Raw genomic sequence first — 18,518 nt, forward strand, 5'->3', positions numbered from 1 at the left:
GGCGCCACATGGCGCCACCACGCCAACAGGCCGCGGCCCGCCGCGAGAGGTCCGCCGCGCCCGCCCGCACCCCGGCCGCCCCGCCATGGCGTCTGACCAGGACGCCTGTGCCGCCGCACCGCGCTCCGCCCGTCCAGGGAGAACCCCGGTGGTCTCCCGCGGGCCCGGCGGCCGGGTAGTCGGCTTTGTACGAGCGGCTGCCAGTGACCCCTGTGCGAGGGGATGCTGGGGGGATGCGTGGGAGTCTGAAGTGGCCGCTACTCGGTGCGGCGTTGGTTCTGATGGTGCTGGGCGCTGTGGGCGGCGCGGCCGGGGGGTGGTTCGACCTCGTCTGGATCGCCGCCATCGCGGCGGTGGCCGGCTTCATCGTCTCCACCGCCTGGGACCACCTCCAGGGCAGGCGCGCGGACGACGGACTCCCCGACCCCGACCCCGGTCTGGCCGGAGTCTCCGACCCGGTGCGGTACGACCGGCGCCCCGGAGGCGCGGCCGGCCCGGCCGCGGACCACGTGGCGGACGCGCTCGGCGCGGCTCGCGCGGTCGGCGAATTCACCGGCCGCACCGAGGAGTTGCGCCTCCTGCGCGAATGGTGCGGCCATGAGGGCGAGTCGACGCGGCTGGCGCTGGTCACCGGCCCGGCCGGGGTGGGCAAGGCCCGACTCGCACTGGAGCTGGCCGAGCGACTCCAGCAGGAGGGATGGCGGTGCCGCCGGGTGCTCGACGGCGAGGACGCCGCGGCCGTCCACGTGGTGGAGGCCGCCCGTCCGGGCCCCGTACTGCTGCTCGTCGACCACGCCGAGACCCGCCCCGGGCTTCCCCACCTGCTGGCCTCCGCCGCCGCGAGCGGCGCGGCCGGGCTGCGGGTGCTGATGCTGGCCCGCGAAGAGGGCGAATGGTGGGAGCACCTGAAGGCCGCGGCTTCACCCATCGGTCCCGCCGCCTCCCGCGCCGTCACCCTGCGTCTGCAGGCGGGCCCGGCCGACGGGACGGACAGCGCGGAGCTGGTCGCCCGTGCCGTGCCCCGGTTCGCCGGCCACCTGGGGCTTCCGGCGCCGGAGGGCGTCGAGGTCGAACCCGCCCCGCACCCCGTCCCGATGCTGGTGGTGCACGCCGCCGCCCTCGTGGCCGTGCTGCGCGGCGGAGGGGGCGGCGGGGGCCAGGCTCCGGCGCGGGTGGGCGTCGGCCCGGACGTCCTGGACGAACTGCTGCGGCACGCCGCGGGCGCTTGGCACGAGAGCGCCGCGCGGGCCGGGCTCACCGGGCCGCAGGGACTGGACGCGGCCGCCGTCGAGAACTGCGTCGCGGTCACCAGCCTGCTCGCGGCGGGAAGCGCGAAGGCCACGGAGGAGCTGCTGCGGACGGTGCCCGGGCTTGACGGGGAGTCCCGCGCCGGGCTCCGGCGCCGCACCGCCCGCTGGCTCGGCACCCTCCATCCGGCTCCCGTCGAGGGCGCCGTCGCGCCGCTGCGTCCCGCGCTGCTGGCGGAGCGGCACGTCACCGCACGCCTCCACGAGAGCCCGGAGTTCGCCGCCGCGGTGCGCGACCGCCTCGACGTCGTCCAGGCTCTGCGGGCCCTCACCCTCCTCACGCGTGCCACGGCACACCACCCCCACGCGGCGGGGCTGCTGGACGACTGGCTGCGGTGGCGGACGGCGGACCTGTACGGAGCGGCGATCACCGTCACGATCGAGTCTCCGGGCGCGCTCGGCGCCGTCCTCGCGGACGTCCTCTCCGCCACCGACGTCCCGCGGGACGTGCTCGAGGAGATACAGCGCGCCATCCCCTACCCGACCGTCGCCCTGGCGGAGGCCGGCATCGCCGTCACCCGGCGCATCGTCGAGCGCCTCCCGGACGGCACTGGCCCCGAGCAGCGCGCGATGTGGCTGACCGCGCTCGGGCTGCGCTACAGCCGGGCGGGACGGCTGGAAGAGGCGCTGCGGCCGGCGCGGGAGGCCGTCGAACTCCACAAGGGACTGGAGCGGGAGGACCCGGCGCGCTTCCGACCCGACCTCGCCGGGTCGCTCAACAACCTCGGCAACGTCCTCTCCGAACTGGAGCGCGCCGAGGAGGCGCTGGAGCCCGCGCAGGAGGCCGCCGAGCTCTACCGCGAGCTGGCGGCCCAGGCACCGGACCGCTTCCGGCCGCGGCTGGCGGGCTCGCTCAACAACCTCGGCAACGTCCTGTCCGCACTGGGCCGTACGAAGGAGGCGCTGGAGCCCGCGCAGGAAGCCGTCGCCATCCGCCGCGAGCTGGCGCGGAACGCACCCGAGCGCTTCCGTCCCGTGCTGGCCCGCTCGCTCGACAACCTCGCCGACCGCCTGTCGGAGCTGGGCCGCGACGAGGAGGCGCGAAGCCACTTGCAGGAGTCGGCCGCCCTGTTCGAGGAGGCCGGGCCGCCGCGGGAGACCGTGCCCGTCCGGCAGGCGGGGCCGCAGCCCGCGGCGGGCGCCTGAGGAGCGGGCGGGCGGCGGGTCAGAAGACCACGCGGGCCCACACCTGCTTGTGGTCGGACTGCTCGGAGTGGCTCACGCCGCTCCACTCGACGCGTACGGACGGCGACACGAAGAGGTAGTCGATCTTCCCTTTGCTGTGGGTCGGTTCGCCCGAGCGGCAGTGCGTGTACCTGTCCCGGGGCAGCGAGTCGCGCGGCTGCCGCGGCTTCACCGCGTCGCCGCAGGGGCCCGCCGCCTCCTTGAACGCACCGCGCGCCCCGTGCCCGTAGCCGCGGTGGTAGAAGCGGTCGAGGACGCCGGACAGCGGCAGGTCGTTGATGTCGCCGCCGAGCACCGCCTTGTAGCCCTCGTAGCGGCCGGCGAGGACGCGCACGGCCTCCGCGGCCTCCTTCTCGCGGCTCGCGGCGTACTCGTCCTCTCCTGGAGTCAGATGCGCGGAGCAGGCGACCAGCTTCCGCTCCTCGGAGCGCACGCACACCATCTCGCGGTACTCGTCGCCGCTCGTCGATCCGAGCAGATGGCTCTCGGCGGTGTCCCGTTCGAAGCCCAGATCCTCCCGGAAGACCAGCGTGTTGCCGAAGTCGGTCGGGTGGTGGCACCGCGCGGGGCTCCCGGGGTTCCTGGCGAGGTTGTCGACGGGGGCGAACACCACTCCGTAGCCCTTGAGCCGGTCCTCCAGCCGCTCGTCCCAGTCGCGGCACGTCTCCTGCAGGGTGAGCACGGCGGGTCTGCGGTCGGCGACGTCCTCGGCGAGGTCGTCGGGCACCGGGTTGCCCTTCGCGCCGTGCTCCGTCGTGCCCCCGGCCATGTTGAACTGCCCGATGACGTAGCCCTTCGGCGAGGACTTCGCGGACGGGGACGGCGGCGCGGCGACCAGCACCACGGCTGCCACGCCACCCGCTGCCGCCACGGCTGCGGAGAGCGCTACGGTCACGCGTCGGATGGCGCCCTCCATCGGTCCGGCCCGGTCGCCCGGGTGCGGAAGTCTCCGCAGACGTACGGGCGCAAGCATGCAGAGGGCCCGGAAGGGCGTCAACAGAGCGGAGGCGGCACGGGACCCGCGGCAGCTTCCGCACGGCCGCTCACCCACGGTCGCCGATGGGGGATCCTCGCTTGCGGGCCGTTAGGATTTCGGGCATGGCGGCCACTGGAACTGAGCAGACGGGGTCGAAGGCGTACTACGTCACGACCCCCATTTACTACGTGAACGACGCTCCGCACCTGGGCCACGCCTACACGACCGTCGCAGGCGACGTGCTCACGCGCTGGCACCGTCAGCGCGGCGAGAAGGTGTGGTACCTCACCGGCACGGACGAGCACGGTCAGAAGATCATGCGCACCGCGGAGGCGAACGGCGTCTCCCCGCGCGAATGGTGCGACAAGCTCGTCGAGGAGGCGTGGAAGCCCCTCTGGGAGCATCTCGACATCCGCAACGACGACTTCATCCGCACCACGGAGAAGCGGCACACCGACCGCGTCCGCGAGTTCGTCCAGGACCTGTACGACAAGGGCGAGATCTACCAGGGCGGGTACGAGGGCCCGTACTGCGTGGGCTGCGAGGAGTACAAGACCTACGGCGAACTGCTGGAGGGCGATGGGGGCACCTCCCAGGGCGAAGCCTCTGGGGGAGAGTTCGCGGGGCAGAAGCTCTGCCCCATCCACCGCACGCCGGTGGAGATGCTCCAGGAGGAGAACTACTTCTTCAAGCTCTCCGAGTACGGCCCGAAGCTGCTGGAGCACTACGAGCGGCACCCCGAGTTCATCCAGCCGGAGTCGGCGCGGAACGAGGTGGTGAACTTCGTCCGGCAGGGCCTGGAGGACCTGTCGATCTCGCGCTCCACGTTCGACTGGGGCGTCAAGGTCCCCTGGGACGACAAGCACGTCATCTACGTGTGGATCGACGCGCTGCTCAACTACGCGACGGCGGTGGGATACGGCTCGGACCAGGAGCGCTTCGACGGGACGTTCCCCGCCGACGTGCACCTCGTCGGCAAGGACATCCTCCGCTTCCACGCGGTGATCTGGCCGGCGATGCTGATGGCGAACGGCCTCCCGCTGCCCGGGAAGATCGCCGCGAACGGCTGGCTGATGGTCGGCGGCGAGAAGATGTCCAAGTCGAACCTCACCGGCATCTCGCCGCAGCAGCTCACGGAACACTTCGGCGTCGACGCCTACCGCTGGTACTTCCTGCGGGCCATCGCGTTCGGGCAGGACGGCTCGTTCTCCTGGGAGGACTTCACCGCCCGCTACACGAGCGAACTCGCCAACGACTACGGCAACCTCGCCTCCCGCGTCGCGGCCATGGTCGGCAAGTACTTCGACGGCACCCTGCCGGAGGCGAAGGCTCCCGGCGAGGCCGAGCAGGCGATCGTCGACGGGCTCGCGAAGGCCGTCGGCGAAGCGGACCGGCGGATCGGCGAGGAGCTGGACTTCTCCGGCGGCATCGCGGCCGTCTTCGACTTCGTCAAGCAGGTCAACGGCTATCTGACGGAGCAGGCTCCGTGGAAGGTCGCCAAGGACTCCTCGCCCGAGGCGCAGGCCCGGCTGGCGACGATCCTCTACACCGCGGCCGAGGCGCTGCGGGCCTGCGCGGTGCTGCTGAACGCGGTCATGCCGGAGTCGTCGGCGAAGCTGTGGGACTCCCTGGGCGCCGAGCCGCACCTCGGCGCGCTCGACGGCCAGCCGCTCGCTGACGCGGGCCGCTGGGGGCAGCTGCCCGCCGGTGCGACGGTCACCAAGGGCAAGGTGCTCTTCCCGCGCCTGGAGGACTGAGCCACCCCCGTGTCCGGCGGGCCCGCACCGGCCCGCCGGACACGGCTACCCGATGAGCTCGATCGTGCACCGCGCTCCCACTCCGCGTTTGAGCTTCGCGTCACCGGTGACCAGCGGTACGTTCAGCTTCTCCGCGAGGGCCACGTACGAGGCGTCGTATGCGGTGTAGTTCGGCCTCAACTCCCAGATCCCGGGCAGCAGATGCTCGCACGGCACGCGCTCCACGGGCAACAGTGAACCCCCGGCGCTCCGGCGCCGGGGGTTCCTCACGTCATCGCGTCACCGCGTCACGCGGTCACAGCTTCGGCTTGCGCACCGACAGGTGCAGCTCCTTCAGACGGGCCTCGTCCACCTCGCTCGGGGCACCCATCAGCAGGTCCTGCGCGTTGCCGTTGAGCGGGAACGCGATCGTCTCGCGGATGTTGGGCTCATCCGCCAGCAGCATCACGATGCGGTCGATGCCCGGGGCGATGCCGCCGTGCGGCGGGGCGCCGAAGCGGAACGCCCGCAGCATGCCGCCGAATTCACGCTCGACGTCCTCGTTGGAGTAACCCGCGATCTCGAACGCCTTGAACATGATCTCGGGCTCGTGGTTACGGATGGCGCCCGAGGAGAGCTCCACGCCGTTGCAGACGATGTCGTACTGCCAGGCCAGGACGTCCAGCGGGTCCTGCGTCTCGAGCGCCCGCAGGCCGCCCTGCGGCATCGAGAAGGGGTTGTGGGAGAACTCGACCGCGCCGGTCTCCTCGTCCTTCTCGAACATCGGGAAGTCGACGATCCAGCAGAAGCGGTAGACGCCTTCCTCGAAGTGCCCGGTGCGCTTGGCGGCCTCCACGCGGACGGCGCCCATGATCTTCGAGACCTCGTCGAACTCGCCGGCGCCGAAGAAGACCGCGGTGCCCGGCTCTGCCTTCAGCACCGTCAGCAGCTGCTGGACGTCGTTCTCGGTGAGGAACTTCGCGATGGGGCCCGTCAGCGAGCGGTCGTCGTTCACCCGCACCCAGGCGAGGCCCTTCGCGCCCTGCTCGACGGCGAACTCGCCCATCTGGTCGAAGAACTTGCGCGGCTGGTCCGCGGTGTCCGGCACGGCCAGCGCCCGGACGTGCTTGTCCGCGAACGCCTTGAAGCCGGAGCCCTTGAACACGTCGGATACGTCGACGAGTTCGAGCTGCGCCCGCAGATCCGGCTTGTCGGAGCCGTACTTCAGCATGGCCTCGCGGAACGGGACGCGCGGGAACGGCGAGGTGCACTCCCGGCCTTCGCCCAGCTCCTGGAAGAGCTCCGTCATCACCTTCTCGATGACCTCGAACACGTCCTCCTGCTCGACGAAGCTCATCTCCATGTCGAGCTGGTAGAACTCGCCGGGCGAGCGGTCCGCGCGGGCGTCCTCGTCGCGGAAGCAGGGCGCGATCTGGAAGTACCGGTCGAAGCCGGCGATCATCAGCAGCTGCTTGAACTGCTGCGGGGCCTGCGGCAGGGCGTAGAACTTGCCGGCGTGGAGCCTCGACGGCACGAGGAAGTCGCGGGCGCCCTCGGGGGATGTGGCCGACAGGATCGGCGTCGCCAGCTCGTTGAATCCCTCGCGCACCATCTTCTCGCGGATCTTCGCGATGACCTGCGAGCGCAGGATGATGTTGCGGTGCATGCGCTCGCGCCGCAGGTCGAGGAAGCGGTACTCCAGGCGCCGCTCCTCGTTGACGCCGTCCTCGGCGTTGATCGTGAAGGGGATCTGCTCGGCGCCGCCGAGCACCTCGACGTCCGTTACCTCGACCTCGACGTCACCGGTCGGCAGTTCGGGGTTGACGTTGTCGGCACCCCGCGCGCTGACCTTGCCGTCCACGCGGACGACGGACTCCTTGGACAGGGAGCTGAGCCGCTCGTGCACCTCGGCCTGCTCGGGCCGCACGACGAGCTGCACGATGCCGTAGTGGTCGCGCAGATCGATGAAGAGGATGCCGCCCAGATTCCGACGGTTGTGCAGCCAGCCGCTGAGACGGACGCCGGTGCCGACGTCCGAGGCACGTAGCTCACCGCAGGTGTGGGAACGGTACCGATGCATCATTCATCCAGTCGTTGGCTCGTCAGTCACTGGGACAGTTGCTCAAGGGTCGACCCCTGAGACTACCGCCCTGGCTCAGCCCCGCTCGCCCCGCATTCCGCAACCCACATAAAGTGGGGCAATGCGCACCGAGGACGTGCTGAGGGCCTCCAGGGTCGGCCTGTGGCGTTGGGACAGCGCAACCGGCGTCTCCACCCTCGACCAGTGCGCCGCGGAACTGCTGGGCATCCCGATCAGGAAGGCCTCCGACACTCAGTCCATCTCCGTCACCGGGCCCGGCTCCGACTCGGAATCCGAGCCGGACGCGCCCCCCGGCACCGCGGCCCGCGAGGGCGTGGGGGCCTTCGACGACGCCAGCCAGACCGTCACGCTCTCCGAGACCGCGATCCGCTCCTGCATCCACGTCGCCGACTACGTGGACCTCATGGCCACCGCCACGCTCGCCCTGACCGAGGAGACGCTGGTGGAGGCCAAAGTGCGCGTCGTCGACAAGGACGGGGCCGTGGTGCGGACCGTCCGCAGCCGGATGGCTCCGCTGGGCGAGGGCCGCACGCTCGCCCTCATCGGGACGGTCTCCGAGGTGCCCGAGACGTCCACGGAGTACCTGCCCTCCACGGAGAACCAGCAGCTCCAGCGCGAGGCGTTCCTGCTGAACACCGGGCGGGCGCTCGCCGAGGCGCGCACCACCGCGGAGGTGCTGCGCGTCGCGGGGTCGCTGGCCATGCCGGGGTTCATGCCGCGGACGCTGGCGGTCTTCAGCCTGGAGGGCGACCAGCTCTCCCTCGTGGGCAATTTCGGGCAGCGGCCGGTTCCGGAGCAGCTGCTGCCCTTCATCGAGGTCTCCGTCGACGCCGAATACCCGGCCGCCGAGGTGGTGCGCACCAACCGGGCCGTCTACGTGCCGTCCCCGCAGGTCTACCGGCAGAGGTACCCCCGCGTGTGGCCCGACGCGAGACGCCTCGGGAACCGCGCCTGGGCGTTCCTGCCGCTGAACCTCTCCGGGCGGATACTCGGCGCCTGGATGGTGGCGTTCGCCGAGCCCGTCGACTTCACCACCGAGGACCGGGCGCTGCTGACGAACGTGGCCCGGATGCTCGCGCAGGCCATCGCCCGTACGTCGATGCACGAGACGGAGCTGCAGCTGTCCGCGGGGCTGCAGCGCACGATGCGGCCCGCGCGCCGTCCGGCCATCGAGGGCATGTCGCTGGCGGCGCGCTACGTGCCGGCGGGCGGCGGCCTCGAAGTGGGAGGCGACTGGTACGACGTCATCCCGCTGCCCTCCGGGCGTACGGCCCTGGTGATCGGCGACGTCCAGGGCCACGACGTGCGGGCGGCCGGGATCATGGCGCAGCTGCGGATCGCCCTGCGGGCGTACTCCGCGGAGGGCCACCGCCCCGACGCGGTGCTCTCCCGCACCTCGCGCTTCCTCGCCGGGCTGGGGCGCCCGGAGCCCGGCGCCGGTGAGAGCGAGCCGTCGGCGGAGGCGGCGGCGTCCGCCGACACCCGCTTCGCCACCTGCCTGTACATGGAGGCGGACCCCCTCACCGGCACCCTCGACATCGCACGCGCCGGCCACCTCGACCCGGCGCTGTGGCTGTCCGACGGGACGATGCTGATCCGGCCCACCGCGGGCGGCCTGCCGCTCGGCGTGGACCCCGGATCGGAGTACCCGACGACCCGTCTCGTCCTGGAACCGGGCGAGACGCTGCTGGTGTGCACGGACGGGCTGATCGAGGCCGGCGGGCACACCATGGAGTCCGGCTGGAGCCGCATCCGCGAGATCGCCGAGGAGCAGGCCGACGGGCCGCACGCGCCGGAGGACCTGGAGAACTTCGCGGACGCACTGGTCAGCTCGGCGACACGGCCTCTGCCCGGTGAGGTACCGGGGCCGCTCTCCGGAAGGCGCGAGGACGACATCGCGCTGCTGATCCTCGCCCTCGACCCCGCGTACGCCGTCCACCGGGCGGCGGCGGCCGAGGGGATCTCGCGCCGGACGACGCTGACGGTGGCGCAGGCCGAGCCGGAACGCATCGGCGAGGCGCGGCACCAGCTTCAGGGCATGCTCTTCGACTGGGTGAACGAGGACCAGATCGACGCGTCGGTACTGATGCTGTCGGAGATGCTGACGAACGTCCTCGTCCACACGGACGGCGACGCCAGGGTGATCGCCGAGTGCAGCGGCACCCGCGGGGAGCGGCTGCTGCGCGTCGAGGTGGCCGACACCAGCGACGCCCTGCCGCACCGCCGGACGCCCGGCGAGCTGGCCTCGTCCGGGCGGGGCCTGGTGATGATGGAGATGCTGGCCGGGGCGTGGGGCGTCGACCCTCGGGGCGAGGGGAAGTGCATCTGGTTCGAGATGCACGAGAACGCGGCGGCGCCGGACTGGTCCTGAGGCCCCCGCGGCCGGGACCCCGGCGTGACCGGCCCTCGCCCCGCCCCGTCAGCCGCGCCCCGGCCGGACCGGCCAGGACAGCCCTACACGCGTGAGGCGTACATGCTGCGTCAGCCGTACATGCGGCGCATCGCGAAGTCCACCATCTCCTCGACGGCCTTCGCGTCGAAGACCACGCGGTGGTCGCCCTCCATGTCCAGCACGAAGCCGTAGCCGGACGGCAGCAGGTCCAGCACCTCGGCGCCCGTGATCACGAAGTACCGGGACTCCTTGCCGGCGTAGCGGCGCAGCTCCTTGAGCGTGGTGAACATCGGGATGACCGGCTGCTGGGTGTCGTGCAGCGCCAGGAAGCCGGGGGTCTCACCTCGCGGGCAGTAGACCTTCGAGGTCGAGAAGATCGACTGGAAGTCCTCCGACGTCATGGTGCCGGTCGTGAACGCGCGCACGGTCTCGCGCAGCGACGGCGGCGACGACGGCTCGGGGTAGAGCGGCTGCCCGTTGCCGGGCTGGGCCTGCCCGTAGTGGTGCGGAGCCGCCTGATGCGTCGTGTACTGCTGATGGCCAGCCTGCTGATGGCCGTATTGCTGCCCGGCATGCGGGTAGCCCTGCCCCGCGGACGCGGTCTGGTCGTAGCCGTACATGAAGGAAAGAGTAACGAGTCACAGATATGCGGAGAGGGCTTGCTTCTTATTACCGACGGGTAGCATCATCGTGTGTAGACACAGCTGACTACCTGTCCGTCGAGTCCGACCACACGGAGCCGTTGCCATGGGGCACTACAAGTCGAATCTCCGCGACATCGAGTTCAACCTCTTCGAGGTGCTCGACCGCGACACGGTGTACGGCACCGGACCGTTCGCGGAGATGGACGTGGAGACCGCGAAGAGCGTGCTGTCCGAGATCGCACGCCTCGCTGAGAACGAACTGGCCGAGTCCTACGAGGACGCCGACCGCAACCCGCCCGTCTTCGACCCGGAGACGAACACCGCGCCCGTCCCGGCGTCCTTCAAGAAGAGCTACCAGGCCTACATGGACGCCGAATGGTGGCGGCTGGGCATCCCGGAGCAGATCGGCGGCACCACCGCGCCGCGCTCGCTGCTGTGGGGCTTCGCCGAGACGATCCTGGGCTCCAACCCCGCGATCTGGATGTACGCCTCCGGCCCCGCCTTCGCCGGCGTCATCTACGACGAGGGCACCGAGGACCAGCAGAAGATCGCCAAGCTGATCGCCGACAAGCAGTGGGGCGCCACGATGGTGCTCACCGAGCCGGACGCCGGCTCCGACGTCGGCGCCGGGCGCACCAAGGCCGTGCAGCAGGACGACGGCACATGGCACATCGACGGCGTGAAGCGCTTCATCACCTCCGGTGAGCACGACATGTCCGAGAACATCGTGCACTTCGTGCTCGCCCGCCCCGAGGGCCACGGCCCGGGCACCAAGGGCCTGTCCCTCTTCATCGTCCCCAAGTACGAGTTCGACTGGGAGACCGGCGAACTCGGCGAGCGCAACGGCGTCTACGCCACCAACGTCGAGCACAAGATGGGGCTCCGCGTCTCCAACACCTGCGAGATGACCTTCGGCGCCAACCGGCCCGCGAAGGGCTGGCTGCTGGGCGAGAAGCACGACGGCATCCGCCAGATGTTCAAGATCATCGAGTTCGCGCGGATGATGGTCGGCACGAAGGCCATCGCCACGCTCTCCACCGGCTACCTCAACGCGCTGGAGTACGCCCGGGAGCGCGTGCAGGGCGCCGACCTGGCGCAGTTCACCGACAAGACCGCCCCGCGCGTCACCATCACCCACCACCCCGACGTGCGCCGCTCGCTGATGACGCAGAAGGCGTACGCGGAGGGCATGCGCGCCCTCGTCCTCTACACCGCCTCGGTGCAGGACGAGATCCTCATGAAGGAGTTCCGCGGCGAGGACGCGTCCGCGGAGCAGCGCCTCAACGACCTGCTGCTGCCGATCGTCAAGGGCTACGGCTCGGAGAAGTCCTACGAGCAGCTCGCGCAGTCGCTGCAGACGCTGGGCGGCTCCGGGTACCTGCAGGAGTACCCGATCGAGCAGTACATCCGGGACGCGAAGATCGACACCCTCTACGAGGGCACCACCGCGATCCAGGGCCAGGACTACTTCTTCCGCAAGGTCGTCCGCGACCAGGGCCAGGCGCTCACGACCCTCTCCGAGGAGATCAAGAAGTTCCTCGCCGAGGCGAAGGGCGGCGAGGACCTGGCCGCCGCCCGCGAGGAGCTGTCCCGCGCGGCCGTGGACCTGGAGGCGATCGTCGGCACCATGCTGACGGACCTCGCCGCCACCGAGAACGACGTGAAGTCCATCTACAAGGTGGGGCTGAACACCACCCGCTTCCTGCTCTCCTCCGGCGACGTCGTCATCGGCTACCTGCTGCTGCGCGGCGCGGCCGTCGCGGCGGACAGGCTGCGCGAGACCTCGGCGAAGCCCCTGTCCGCCAAGGACAAGGCGTTCTACGAGGGCAAGGTCGCGGCCGCGAAGTTCTTCGCCACGACCGTCCTGCCCGGCCTCGCGGTCGAGCGCGGCCTGGCCGAGAACGTCGACTCCTCCGTGATGGAGCTGGACGAAGCAGCCTTCTGAGCGGTGTCCGGGGCCGGCTTCCACCGGCCCCGGAAAGGCACCTGAGATCCCCCCATGCGGAACGCCCTTCTCCTCCCCGTCCGGGATGGGGAGGGGCGTTCCGCGTTCGTATGCTGGCCGTATGACCCCTAGCCCTCAGCGCCCCGAGGACCGCCCGGGCCGAGCACACGCCGACGGCCTGATCCGTTTCCTCACCGACTCGCCCACGCCGTACCACGCAGTGCGCAGCGCCGCCGAGTTGCTCGAGAAGGCCGGCTTCCGGCAGCTCGACGAGACCGGCTCCTGGACGGCCGCGCACTCCGAGGACGGCGGTGCCCACGGCCGGCAGGGCGGCGGCCCGGGAAGCTCCCGGGGGCAGGGCCACTACGTGCTGCGCGGCGGCGCCCTGATCGCCTGGTACGTCCCCGCCGGCGCGGAACCCTCCACCCCCTACCGCATCATCGGCGCCCACACCGACTCCCCCAACCTGCGGGTCAAGCCCGTGCCGGACACGGGCAGCGGGGGCTGGCGGCAGATCGCCATGGAGATCTACGGCGGAACGCTGCTCAACACCTGGCTCGACCGGGACCTCGGTCTCGCCGGGCGGCTCACCCTGCGCGACGGCTCGACGCGCCTCGTGCACATCGACCGTCCGCTGCTCCGCGTGCCCCAGCTCGCCATCCATCTGGACCGGCAGGTCAACGAGGGCCTGAAGCTGGACCGCCAGCGCCATATGACTCCGGTGTGGGGTCTCGGCACCCCCGGCGAGGGGGACGTCGTCCGCTGCGTCGCCGAGGAGGCGGGCGTGCCCGCCGCGGACGTCACCGGCTGGGACCTGATGGCGCACAGCGTCGAGCCGCCCGCGTACCTCGGCCGCGACCAGGAGCTGCTCGCCGGCCCCCGCATGGACAACCTGCTGTCCGTCCACGCGGGCGCCACGGCGCTGGCGGCGGCCGCCGCGCGGGACGATCTGACCGCGATCCCCGTCCTGGCCGCCTTCGACCACGAGGAGAACGGCAGCCAGTCCGACACCGGCGCCGACGGGCCGCTGCTCGGCGGGGTGCTGGAGCGCTCCGTCTTCGCCCGCGGCGGTACGTACGAGGACCGGGCGCGCGCCTACGCGGGCAGCGTCTGCCTCTCCTCCGACACCGGGCACGCGGTGCACCCCAACTACCCGGAGCGCCACGACCCGGGGCACCACCCGATGCCGAACGGCGGGCCGATCCTCAAGGTGAACGTCAACCAGCGCTACGCGACGGACGGTTCGGGGCGGGCGGTCTTCGCCTCCGCCTGCGAGCGGGCCGGCGTGCCGTGGCAGTCGTTCGTCTCCAACAACGCGATGCCCTGCGGCACGACGATCGGCCCGATCACGGCCGCGCGGCACGGCATCTCGACGGTCGACGTCGGAGTGGCCATCCTCTCGATGCACTCGGCACGCGAACTGTGCGGCGCGGAGGACCCGTTCCTGCTCGCGCAGTGCATGGACGGCTTCCTGACGTCCCCTTGAGAGCCGCGGCGTCCCGGGCCCCCGCGGCGGCTCTCAAGGGGCGCCGCGCGCGCCGCCGTCAAAGCCTGTGCCGCGCCGCGCGGTTGACGTCTCGGCACGGCGTTCTGCGCCCCCGCTGAATGACGGGTCCGCACCCGGGTACCCGCAACGCGTACGAGAGCAGGGCAATCGCCAACCGGAGGCAGGAATCCATGGGCATCGTCTTCTGCATCGGAATGCTGGCCGTGGGGGCCATCCTCACCTTGGCCGTCGACTGGAACACAGACGTCGTGAACCTCGATGTGGTGGGTCTCGTCCTGATGGCCGCCGGTCTGATCGGACTCTCCGTCTACGTGAGCATCTTCAAGCGCCGCAAGACGCAGCCGCCGTCCCCGGCGGCGCCGGTGGTCGTCGAGGAGGAGCGCCACCACCTGCGCTGAGACGCGACGGGTGCACGGAGCACGGCGAAAGCACGCCGCACTTACGGCGTGAGCACCGACGGCCCCGCGGCACGCGGCCCGGGAAGCGGGTGAAGACGGGTAGGGCGGCCCGCGGGGTCCGGAGACGGGCCCCGCGGGCCGTAGCCGTACCGGGCGGCGCGGGCGGACGGGTCCGCGGCCGGGGCGGCCGTCTCCCGTCGTCCCGAACCGGCCGTCCCCGGACTAGGACCTGTCTGACAAATCCCGCCTGGCACGCGCCGCCTGGCACGCACGTCTGCTGCGTTGTCGGACCGACCGAGTAGCCCACTACGAGGACGGACCTCCGCCTTGCACCCGCACGCACCAGACGACGCGAGCCCCGCCCTCCGGGCGAACGGCGCCATTTGTCAGACAGCCCCTAGGGCACGTCGAACCCCTGGTCGTCGAACCCCTGGTCGTCGAGGCCCGCGAGAACCAGCGGCAGCCGGGACGTCCCCGACCCGGTGACCCGTACCGGCACGCCCCAGTCCTGCTGGTGCATGTGGCACGCCGGGTATTCCTCCGGCTCGCCGTCCGAGGCGTCCGGGTCGTCGCACGACGCCGCCGAGGCCGAGACGTGCAGCACGCCCTCGCGCACGTGCTCCGACAGGCGGAGCACACGTCCCAGACCGGTGCCCGTGCCGGCGCCCTCCGCCAGCAGCTCCTCGGGCGTGGAGCTGACGACGAGCCTCGTCGACGGCCCGTAGCGGTCGTCCAGCTTCTGGCCGCGCGGCGCCTGGAAGACGACGTCCAGCAGCACCTCGCCCGGGGCCACCTCGGTGGCGGACCGCTGCGTGCGGTGTGCCACCGGCTCCACGCGGACCGCTTCCTCGGGCAGCCGGATCCGGGTGAGCCGGTGACGGGCGGACTCCACGACGACGATGTCCCCGCCGCCGGCCGCCACCGCGTCCGAGGGCTCCCGCAAGTCCGTGGCGAGGGTGCTGACTTCGCCGCTCCGCGGGTCGTAGCGGCGCAGGGCGTTGTTGTACGTGTCGCTGATCACGACGCTCCCCCCTGGCAGCGCCGTCACGCCCAACGGGTGCTGGAGCAGGGCCTCCTCTGCGGGGCCGTCCCGGTGGCCGAAGTCGAAGAGGCCGGTCCCCACCGCCGTGCGGACCGTGTATCCGCCCTCGGCGCCGTCCGCCTTCTCCAGCACGCGCAGCGCGCTCGTCTCCGAGTCGGCGATCCACAGCCGCTCGCCGTCCGCCGAAGCGGACAGCCCGGACGGCTGCGCGAACCACGCCTCCGCCGCCGGTCCGTCCGCGAGGCCCTCTCCGGCCGTTCCCGCCTCCGTCCGGACGGTGCCCTGCTCGTCGCCGTCCGCGGGCGGGACGTACGTCCACAGCTGGTGCACGCCCGCCATCGCGATCCACAGCCGCCCGTCGAACCACGCCAGGTCCCACGGCGAGGAGAGCGACACCTCACGTGCGGGCCCGGACGTCTCGGCGCCCTTCCACCACTGCTCGCCCGTCCCGGCGAGCGTGCTGACGGCGCCCGTCGCCAAGTCGCAGGCGCGCAGCGCGTGGTTCACGGTGTCGGCGACGACGACGGTGCGGCCGTCCGGCATCAGCGCGAGGCCCTGCGGCTCGCTGAACCGGGCGCTGTCCGGGCCGCCGTCCCGCATTCCGCGTTCGCCCGTCCCGATGCGGCGCAGCACCGTCTCACCGTCCGCGTCCAGCTCGACGAGCTGGTGCCGGGTGGTGTCGGACACCAGGAAGCCGCCGCCGTCCCCGCCCGCTTCCCGGGTGGTGCCGCCGGGCAGGCGCAGGGCCTTGCCGGGGAAGCGCAGCGTCGTCGGCTCGGGCTCCGGCGGCACGTACGGGGCGTCGCCCCGCCGCAGCGTCCCCTTCGCCTCGTGCTCTCGCTCGAGCTGCGAGACGAGCGCCTCCACGGCGTGCGCGTGGCCCTCGCCGGCGTGCTGCGCCACCACGTACCCCTCGGGGTCGACGACCACCAGCGTCGGCCAGGCGCGCACCGCGTACTGCCGCCACGTCGCGAGCTCCGGGTCGTCCAGCACCGGATGCTCGACCTGGTAGCGCTCGACCGCGTCGGCGACAGCCTGCCGCTCGGCCTCGTGGGCGAACTTCGGCGAGTGGACGCCGACGACCACGAGGGTGTCGCGGTGCCGCGCCTCCAGCTCGCGCAGCTCGTCCAGGACGTGCAGGCAGTTCACGCAGCAGAACGTCCAGAAGTCGAGCAGTACGATGCGACCCCGCAGATCCGCGAGGGTCGGTGCGGCCCCGCCGGTGTTCAGCCAGCTGCGACCTCGCAGCTCAGGGGCGCGTACACGAGGGCTCTTCGTCATGGGCACCAGGGTCTCACTCCGGCCGCGGACCTCCGGAGGCTGTCCCTCCGGTACGGGAGCGGGGCCGGGCGGGGAAGCGGGACCGGCGAGGAGCACGACCGACAGGCGAACGGAGTCGACGGTGACCGACAGCGAGTACACCCGGCCGCGGCTCAGCGATCCGTCAGCGGTGGTGCCGGACGCGGCGGCGGCAGCGGCACCGGCGGAGGCGGCCGACGCCGGGGACGCGGCCTGTGCGGCGGGGACAGCGGCAGCGGCGGGTCAGGCGCCGTCCGGCACCGGGCACGAGCCGTGGGCGTGGCCATGGCCGGAGGATCCGGAGCCGGAGGACCCCGACGGGGCGGGGGACTGAGGAGCACCGGCGGCGGCAGGTCCCGGTGGGCGTTTCGGCACACAGGGTGCGCAATCGGCCGCCGTCTGGGAAGGCGTAGTCCATGAGATACCTCGTAAGGGAACGCGTCTTCGGCATCGGCGACGACTTCTGGATCGACGACGAGCACGGCGAACGGGCCTTCCTCGTCGACGGGAAAGCGCTGCGCGTGCGGCAGACCTTCGAACTCAAGGACCGCGACGGCGAAGTGGTCGCCGTCATCCGCAGGAAGATGATCAGCCTCTGGGAGACGATGGAGGTGGAACGGGGCGGAAAGTCGCTGGCGACAGTGCGCAAGAAGAGGTTCACGCCCCTCCGTCACCGGTTCCGGGCCCGGCTCGCGGACGGCACGACGCTGTCCGTCCACGGGAACGTGCTGGACAAGGAGTACGACATCGAAGCCGGGGGGCACCGGCTGGCCCGCATCTCCCGCAAGTGGTTCCGGGTGCGGGACACCTACGCGGTGGACGTGCGCCGGCCGGACGCCGACGTGCCGATGCTGCTCTCCCTCGCGGTCTGCATCGAGGCGCTGACGGGCGGCGACTGACGGCGGCGGGCTCCGCTCCCAACTCCCGTTCCGGCGAGGCGAATCGACCTCCTCGCCCGCTTCCGTCCGCTTCTGGCCCGAACAGGCGCGCACAGTACCATCGGCGGTGCATTGGAGCGGGTCGATTGGGCCTAGCATCGTCACCGGAAACCACTGCCGCCCTGCCCGCGCGCAGCGTAACTTGAGAGCACCGCATCCAGACCGCGAACGTCCGTACCGCCCGAGGGGTCTCGTGACCGACCACCCAAGTCTGCAGCCATACGTCGACGCCTGGACCGAGTCCATCGAAGCGATATCCGAGCTGGTGAGGCCGCTCGCCGAGGGTGAGTGGAACCGGCGGACCGCCTGCCCCGGGTGGTCGGTGCGGGACGTGGTCTCCCACATCATCGGCATGGAGTGCGAACTCCTGGGCGACCCGCGGCCGATCCACACCCTGCCCCGCGATCTCTACCACGTCGTGGACGAGCCGAGCCGGCACATGGAGATCCAGGTCGACGTACGGCGGCACCACACCGGTCCCGAGATGACGAGCGAGCTGGAGTACACGATCATCCGGCGCTCGCGGCAGCTCCGCAACGAGAAGCGCGGGCCGGACGCCGAGGTGCGCGACATCATGCCGGGCGGCGGGAAGGTCACTCTCGAACAGCAGCTGCGGGTGCGGGCGTTCGACGTGTGGGTGCACGAGCAGGATCTCCGCCGGGCACTGGGCAAGCCGGGCAACCTCGACTCGGCGGGCGCGGGCATCGCACGCGACCTGATGCTGCTCGGCCTTCCGAAGGTCGTCGCGAAGAAGGCGGGCGCGCCTCCGAACACGGCGGTGGTCTTCGACGTCGGCGGACCGGTCGAGTTCATGCGCACGGTCAGGGTCGACGCCGACGGGCGCGGCACCGTCGACGGCAGCCCGTCGCTCGGTCCCGCGGTCACGCTCTCTCTGGACTGGGAGACGTATCTGCGGCTCGCGGCGGGGCGCGTCCGCCCTGACACCGTCGCGGACCAGGTGAAAATCGAGGGCGACACGAAGCTCGCCAAGGCCATCCTGGAGAACTTCGCGGTCACACCGTGAAGTTCTCCAGCCGCCCCGGCGGCC

Annotated in this window: 14 protein-coding genes; 9 read left to right on the forward strand and 5 right to left on the reverse strand. The window is 71.7% G+C overall.

What is annotated here, in order from left to right:
* The first annotated feature begins 233 nt into the window (after positions 1 to 233).
* Positions 234 to 2,453 carry a tetratricopeptide repeat protein gene (locus IEY56_RS11915; RefSeq protein ID WP_189037133.1) on the forward strand — a complete coding sequence of 740 codons (2,220 nt, stop codon included), beginning with the start codon at positions 234 to 236 and terminating at the stop codon, positions 2,451 to 2,453.
* A gap of 19 nt (positions 2,454 to 2,472) precedes the next feature.
* Here the strand turns inward: IEY56_RS11915 and IEY56_RS11920 are convergent, their stop codons facing one another.
* Complete coding sequence (locus IEY56_RS11920) at positions 2,473 to 3,387, reverse strand: endonuclease/exonuclease/phosphatase family protein (protein WP_189037134.1); 915 nt, start codon at positions 3,385 to 3,387, stop codon at positions 2,473 to 2,475.
* A 203-nt stretch (positions 3,388 to 3,590) separates the two neighbouring features.
* Between IEY56_RS11920 and metG the strand changes: the two genes are divergently transcribed.
* Positions 3,591 to 5,225 carry a methionine--tRNA ligase gene (gene metG, locus IEY56_RS11925; RefSeq protein WP_189037135.1) on the forward strand — a complete coding sequence of 545 codons (1,635 nt, stop codon included), beginning with the start codon at positions 3,591 to 3,593 and terminating at the stop codon, positions 5,223 to 5,225.
* A 45-nt stretch (positions 5,226 to 5,270) separates the two neighbouring features.
* Here the strand turns inward: metG and IEY56_RS11930 are convergent, their stop codons facing one another.
* Positions 5,271 to 5,450 carry a type II toxin-antitoxin system VapC family toxin gene (locus tag IEY56_RS11930; RefSeq protein ID WP_189037136.1) on the reverse strand — a complete coding sequence of 60 codons (180 nt, stop codon included), beginning with the start codon at positions 5,448 to 5,450 and terminating at the stop codon, positions 5,271 to 5,273.
* 70 nt (positions 5,451 to 5,520) lie between these two features.
* The gene (gene aspS, locus IEY56_RS11935) at positions 5,521 to 7,284 is read right to left on the reverse strand and encodes an aspartate--tRNA ligase (RefSeq protein WP_189037137.1); all 1,764 of its coding nucleotides are present in this window, start codon (positions 7,282 to 7,284) and stop codon (positions 5,521 to 5,523) included.
* A gap of 121 nt (positions 7,285 to 7,405) precedes the next feature.
* On the opposite strand from aspS, the gene IEY56_RS11940 reads away from it, so the two are divergent.
* Positions 7,406 to 9,676 carry an ATP-binding SpoIIE family protein phosphatase gene (locus IEY56_RS11940; protein WP_189037138.1) on the forward strand — a complete coding sequence of 757 codons (2,271 nt, stop codon included), beginning with the start codon at positions 7,406 to 7,408 and terminating at the stop codon, positions 9,674 to 9,676.
* A 110-nt stretch (positions 9,677 to 9,786) separates the two neighbouring features.
* On the opposite strand, the gene IEY56_RS11945 is transcribed toward IEY56_RS11940, so the two are convergent.
* Positions 9,787 to 10,317, reverse strand: a complete 531-nt coding sequence (locus IEY56_RS11945; RefSeq protein WP_189037139.1) for an SseB family protein — start codon at positions 10,315 to 10,317, stop codon at positions 9,787 to 9,789.
* Between the two features lie 127 nt (positions 10,318 to 10,444).
* Here IEY56_RS11945 and IEY56_RS11950 point away from each other — a divergent pair, with 127 nt between their 5' ends.
* The 3 genes from IEY56_RS11950 to IEY56_RS11960 all read left to right on the forward strand — a co-directional run bounded on the left by IEY56_RS11950 (position 10,445) and on the right by IEY56_RS11960 (position 14,191).
* A complete protein-coding gene (locus IEY56_RS11950) occupies positions 10,445 to 12,286 on the forward strand; it encodes an acyl-CoA dehydrogenase (protein WP_189037140.1) in 1,842 nt (613 codons plus the stop codon).
* 121 nt (positions 12,287 to 12,407) lie between these two features.
* Positions 12,408 to 13,772, forward strand: a complete 1,365-nt coding sequence (locus IEY56_RS11955) for a M18 family aminopeptidase (RefSeq protein ID WP_189037141.1) — start codon at positions 12,408 to 12,410, stop codon at positions 13,770 to 13,772.
* 191 nt (positions 13,773 to 13,963) lie between these two features.
* Entirely contained in the window at positions 13,964 to 14,191 is a 228-nt protein-coding gene (locus IEY56_RS11960; RefSeq protein WP_045863719.1) for a hypothetical protein, read from the forward strand.
* A gap of 397 nt (positions 14,192 to 14,588) precedes the next feature.
* On the opposite strand, the gene IEY56_RS11965 is transcribed toward IEY56_RS11960, so the two are convergent.
* A complete protein-coding gene (locus tag IEY56_RS11965) occupies positions 14,589 to 16,514 on the reverse strand; it encodes an NHL domain-containing thioredoxin family protein (protein WP_189037142.1) in 1,926 nt (641 codons plus the stop codon).
* Positions 16,515 to 16,635: 121 nt separating this feature from the next.
* Between IEY56_RS11965 and IEY56_RS11970 the strand changes: the two genes are divergently transcribed.
* The 3 genes from IEY56_RS11970 to IEY56_RS11980 all read left to right on the forward strand — a co-directional run bounded on the left by IEY56_RS11970 (position 16,636) and on the right by IEY56_RS11980 (position 18,494).
* Positions 16,636 to 16,866 (forward strand): hypothetical protein, encoded by a 231-nt coding sequence (locus IEY56_RS11970; RefSeq protein ID WP_189037143.1) that lies wholly within the window; start codon positions 16,636 to 16,638, stop codon positions 16,864 to 16,866.
* 82 nt (positions 16,867 to 16,948) lie between these two features.
* On the forward strand, positions 16,949 to 17,431 hold the full coding sequence (locus IEY56_RS11975; protein WP_189037144.1) for an LURP-one-related/scramblase family protein: 483 nt from the start codon (positions 16,949 to 16,951) through the stop codon (positions 17,429 to 17,431).
* 232 nt (positions 17,432 to 17,663) lie between these two features.
* Positions 17,664 to 18,494 carry a maleylpyruvate isomerase family mycothiol-dependent enzyme gene (locus tag IEY56_RS11980; RefSeq protein ID WP_189037145.1) on the forward strand — a complete coding sequence of 277 codons (831 nt, stop codon included), beginning with the start codon at positions 17,664 to 17,666 and terminating at the stop codon, positions 18,492 to 18,494.
* The last annotated feature ends 24 nt before the right edge of the window (positions 18,495 to 18,518 follow it).

Origin of the sequence: Streptomyces daqingensis (assembly GCF_014645895.1) — a bacterium.
Taxonomy (GTDB): Bacteria; Actinomycetota; Actinomycetes; order Streptomycetales; family Streptomycetaceae; genus Streptomyces; species Streptomyces daqingensis.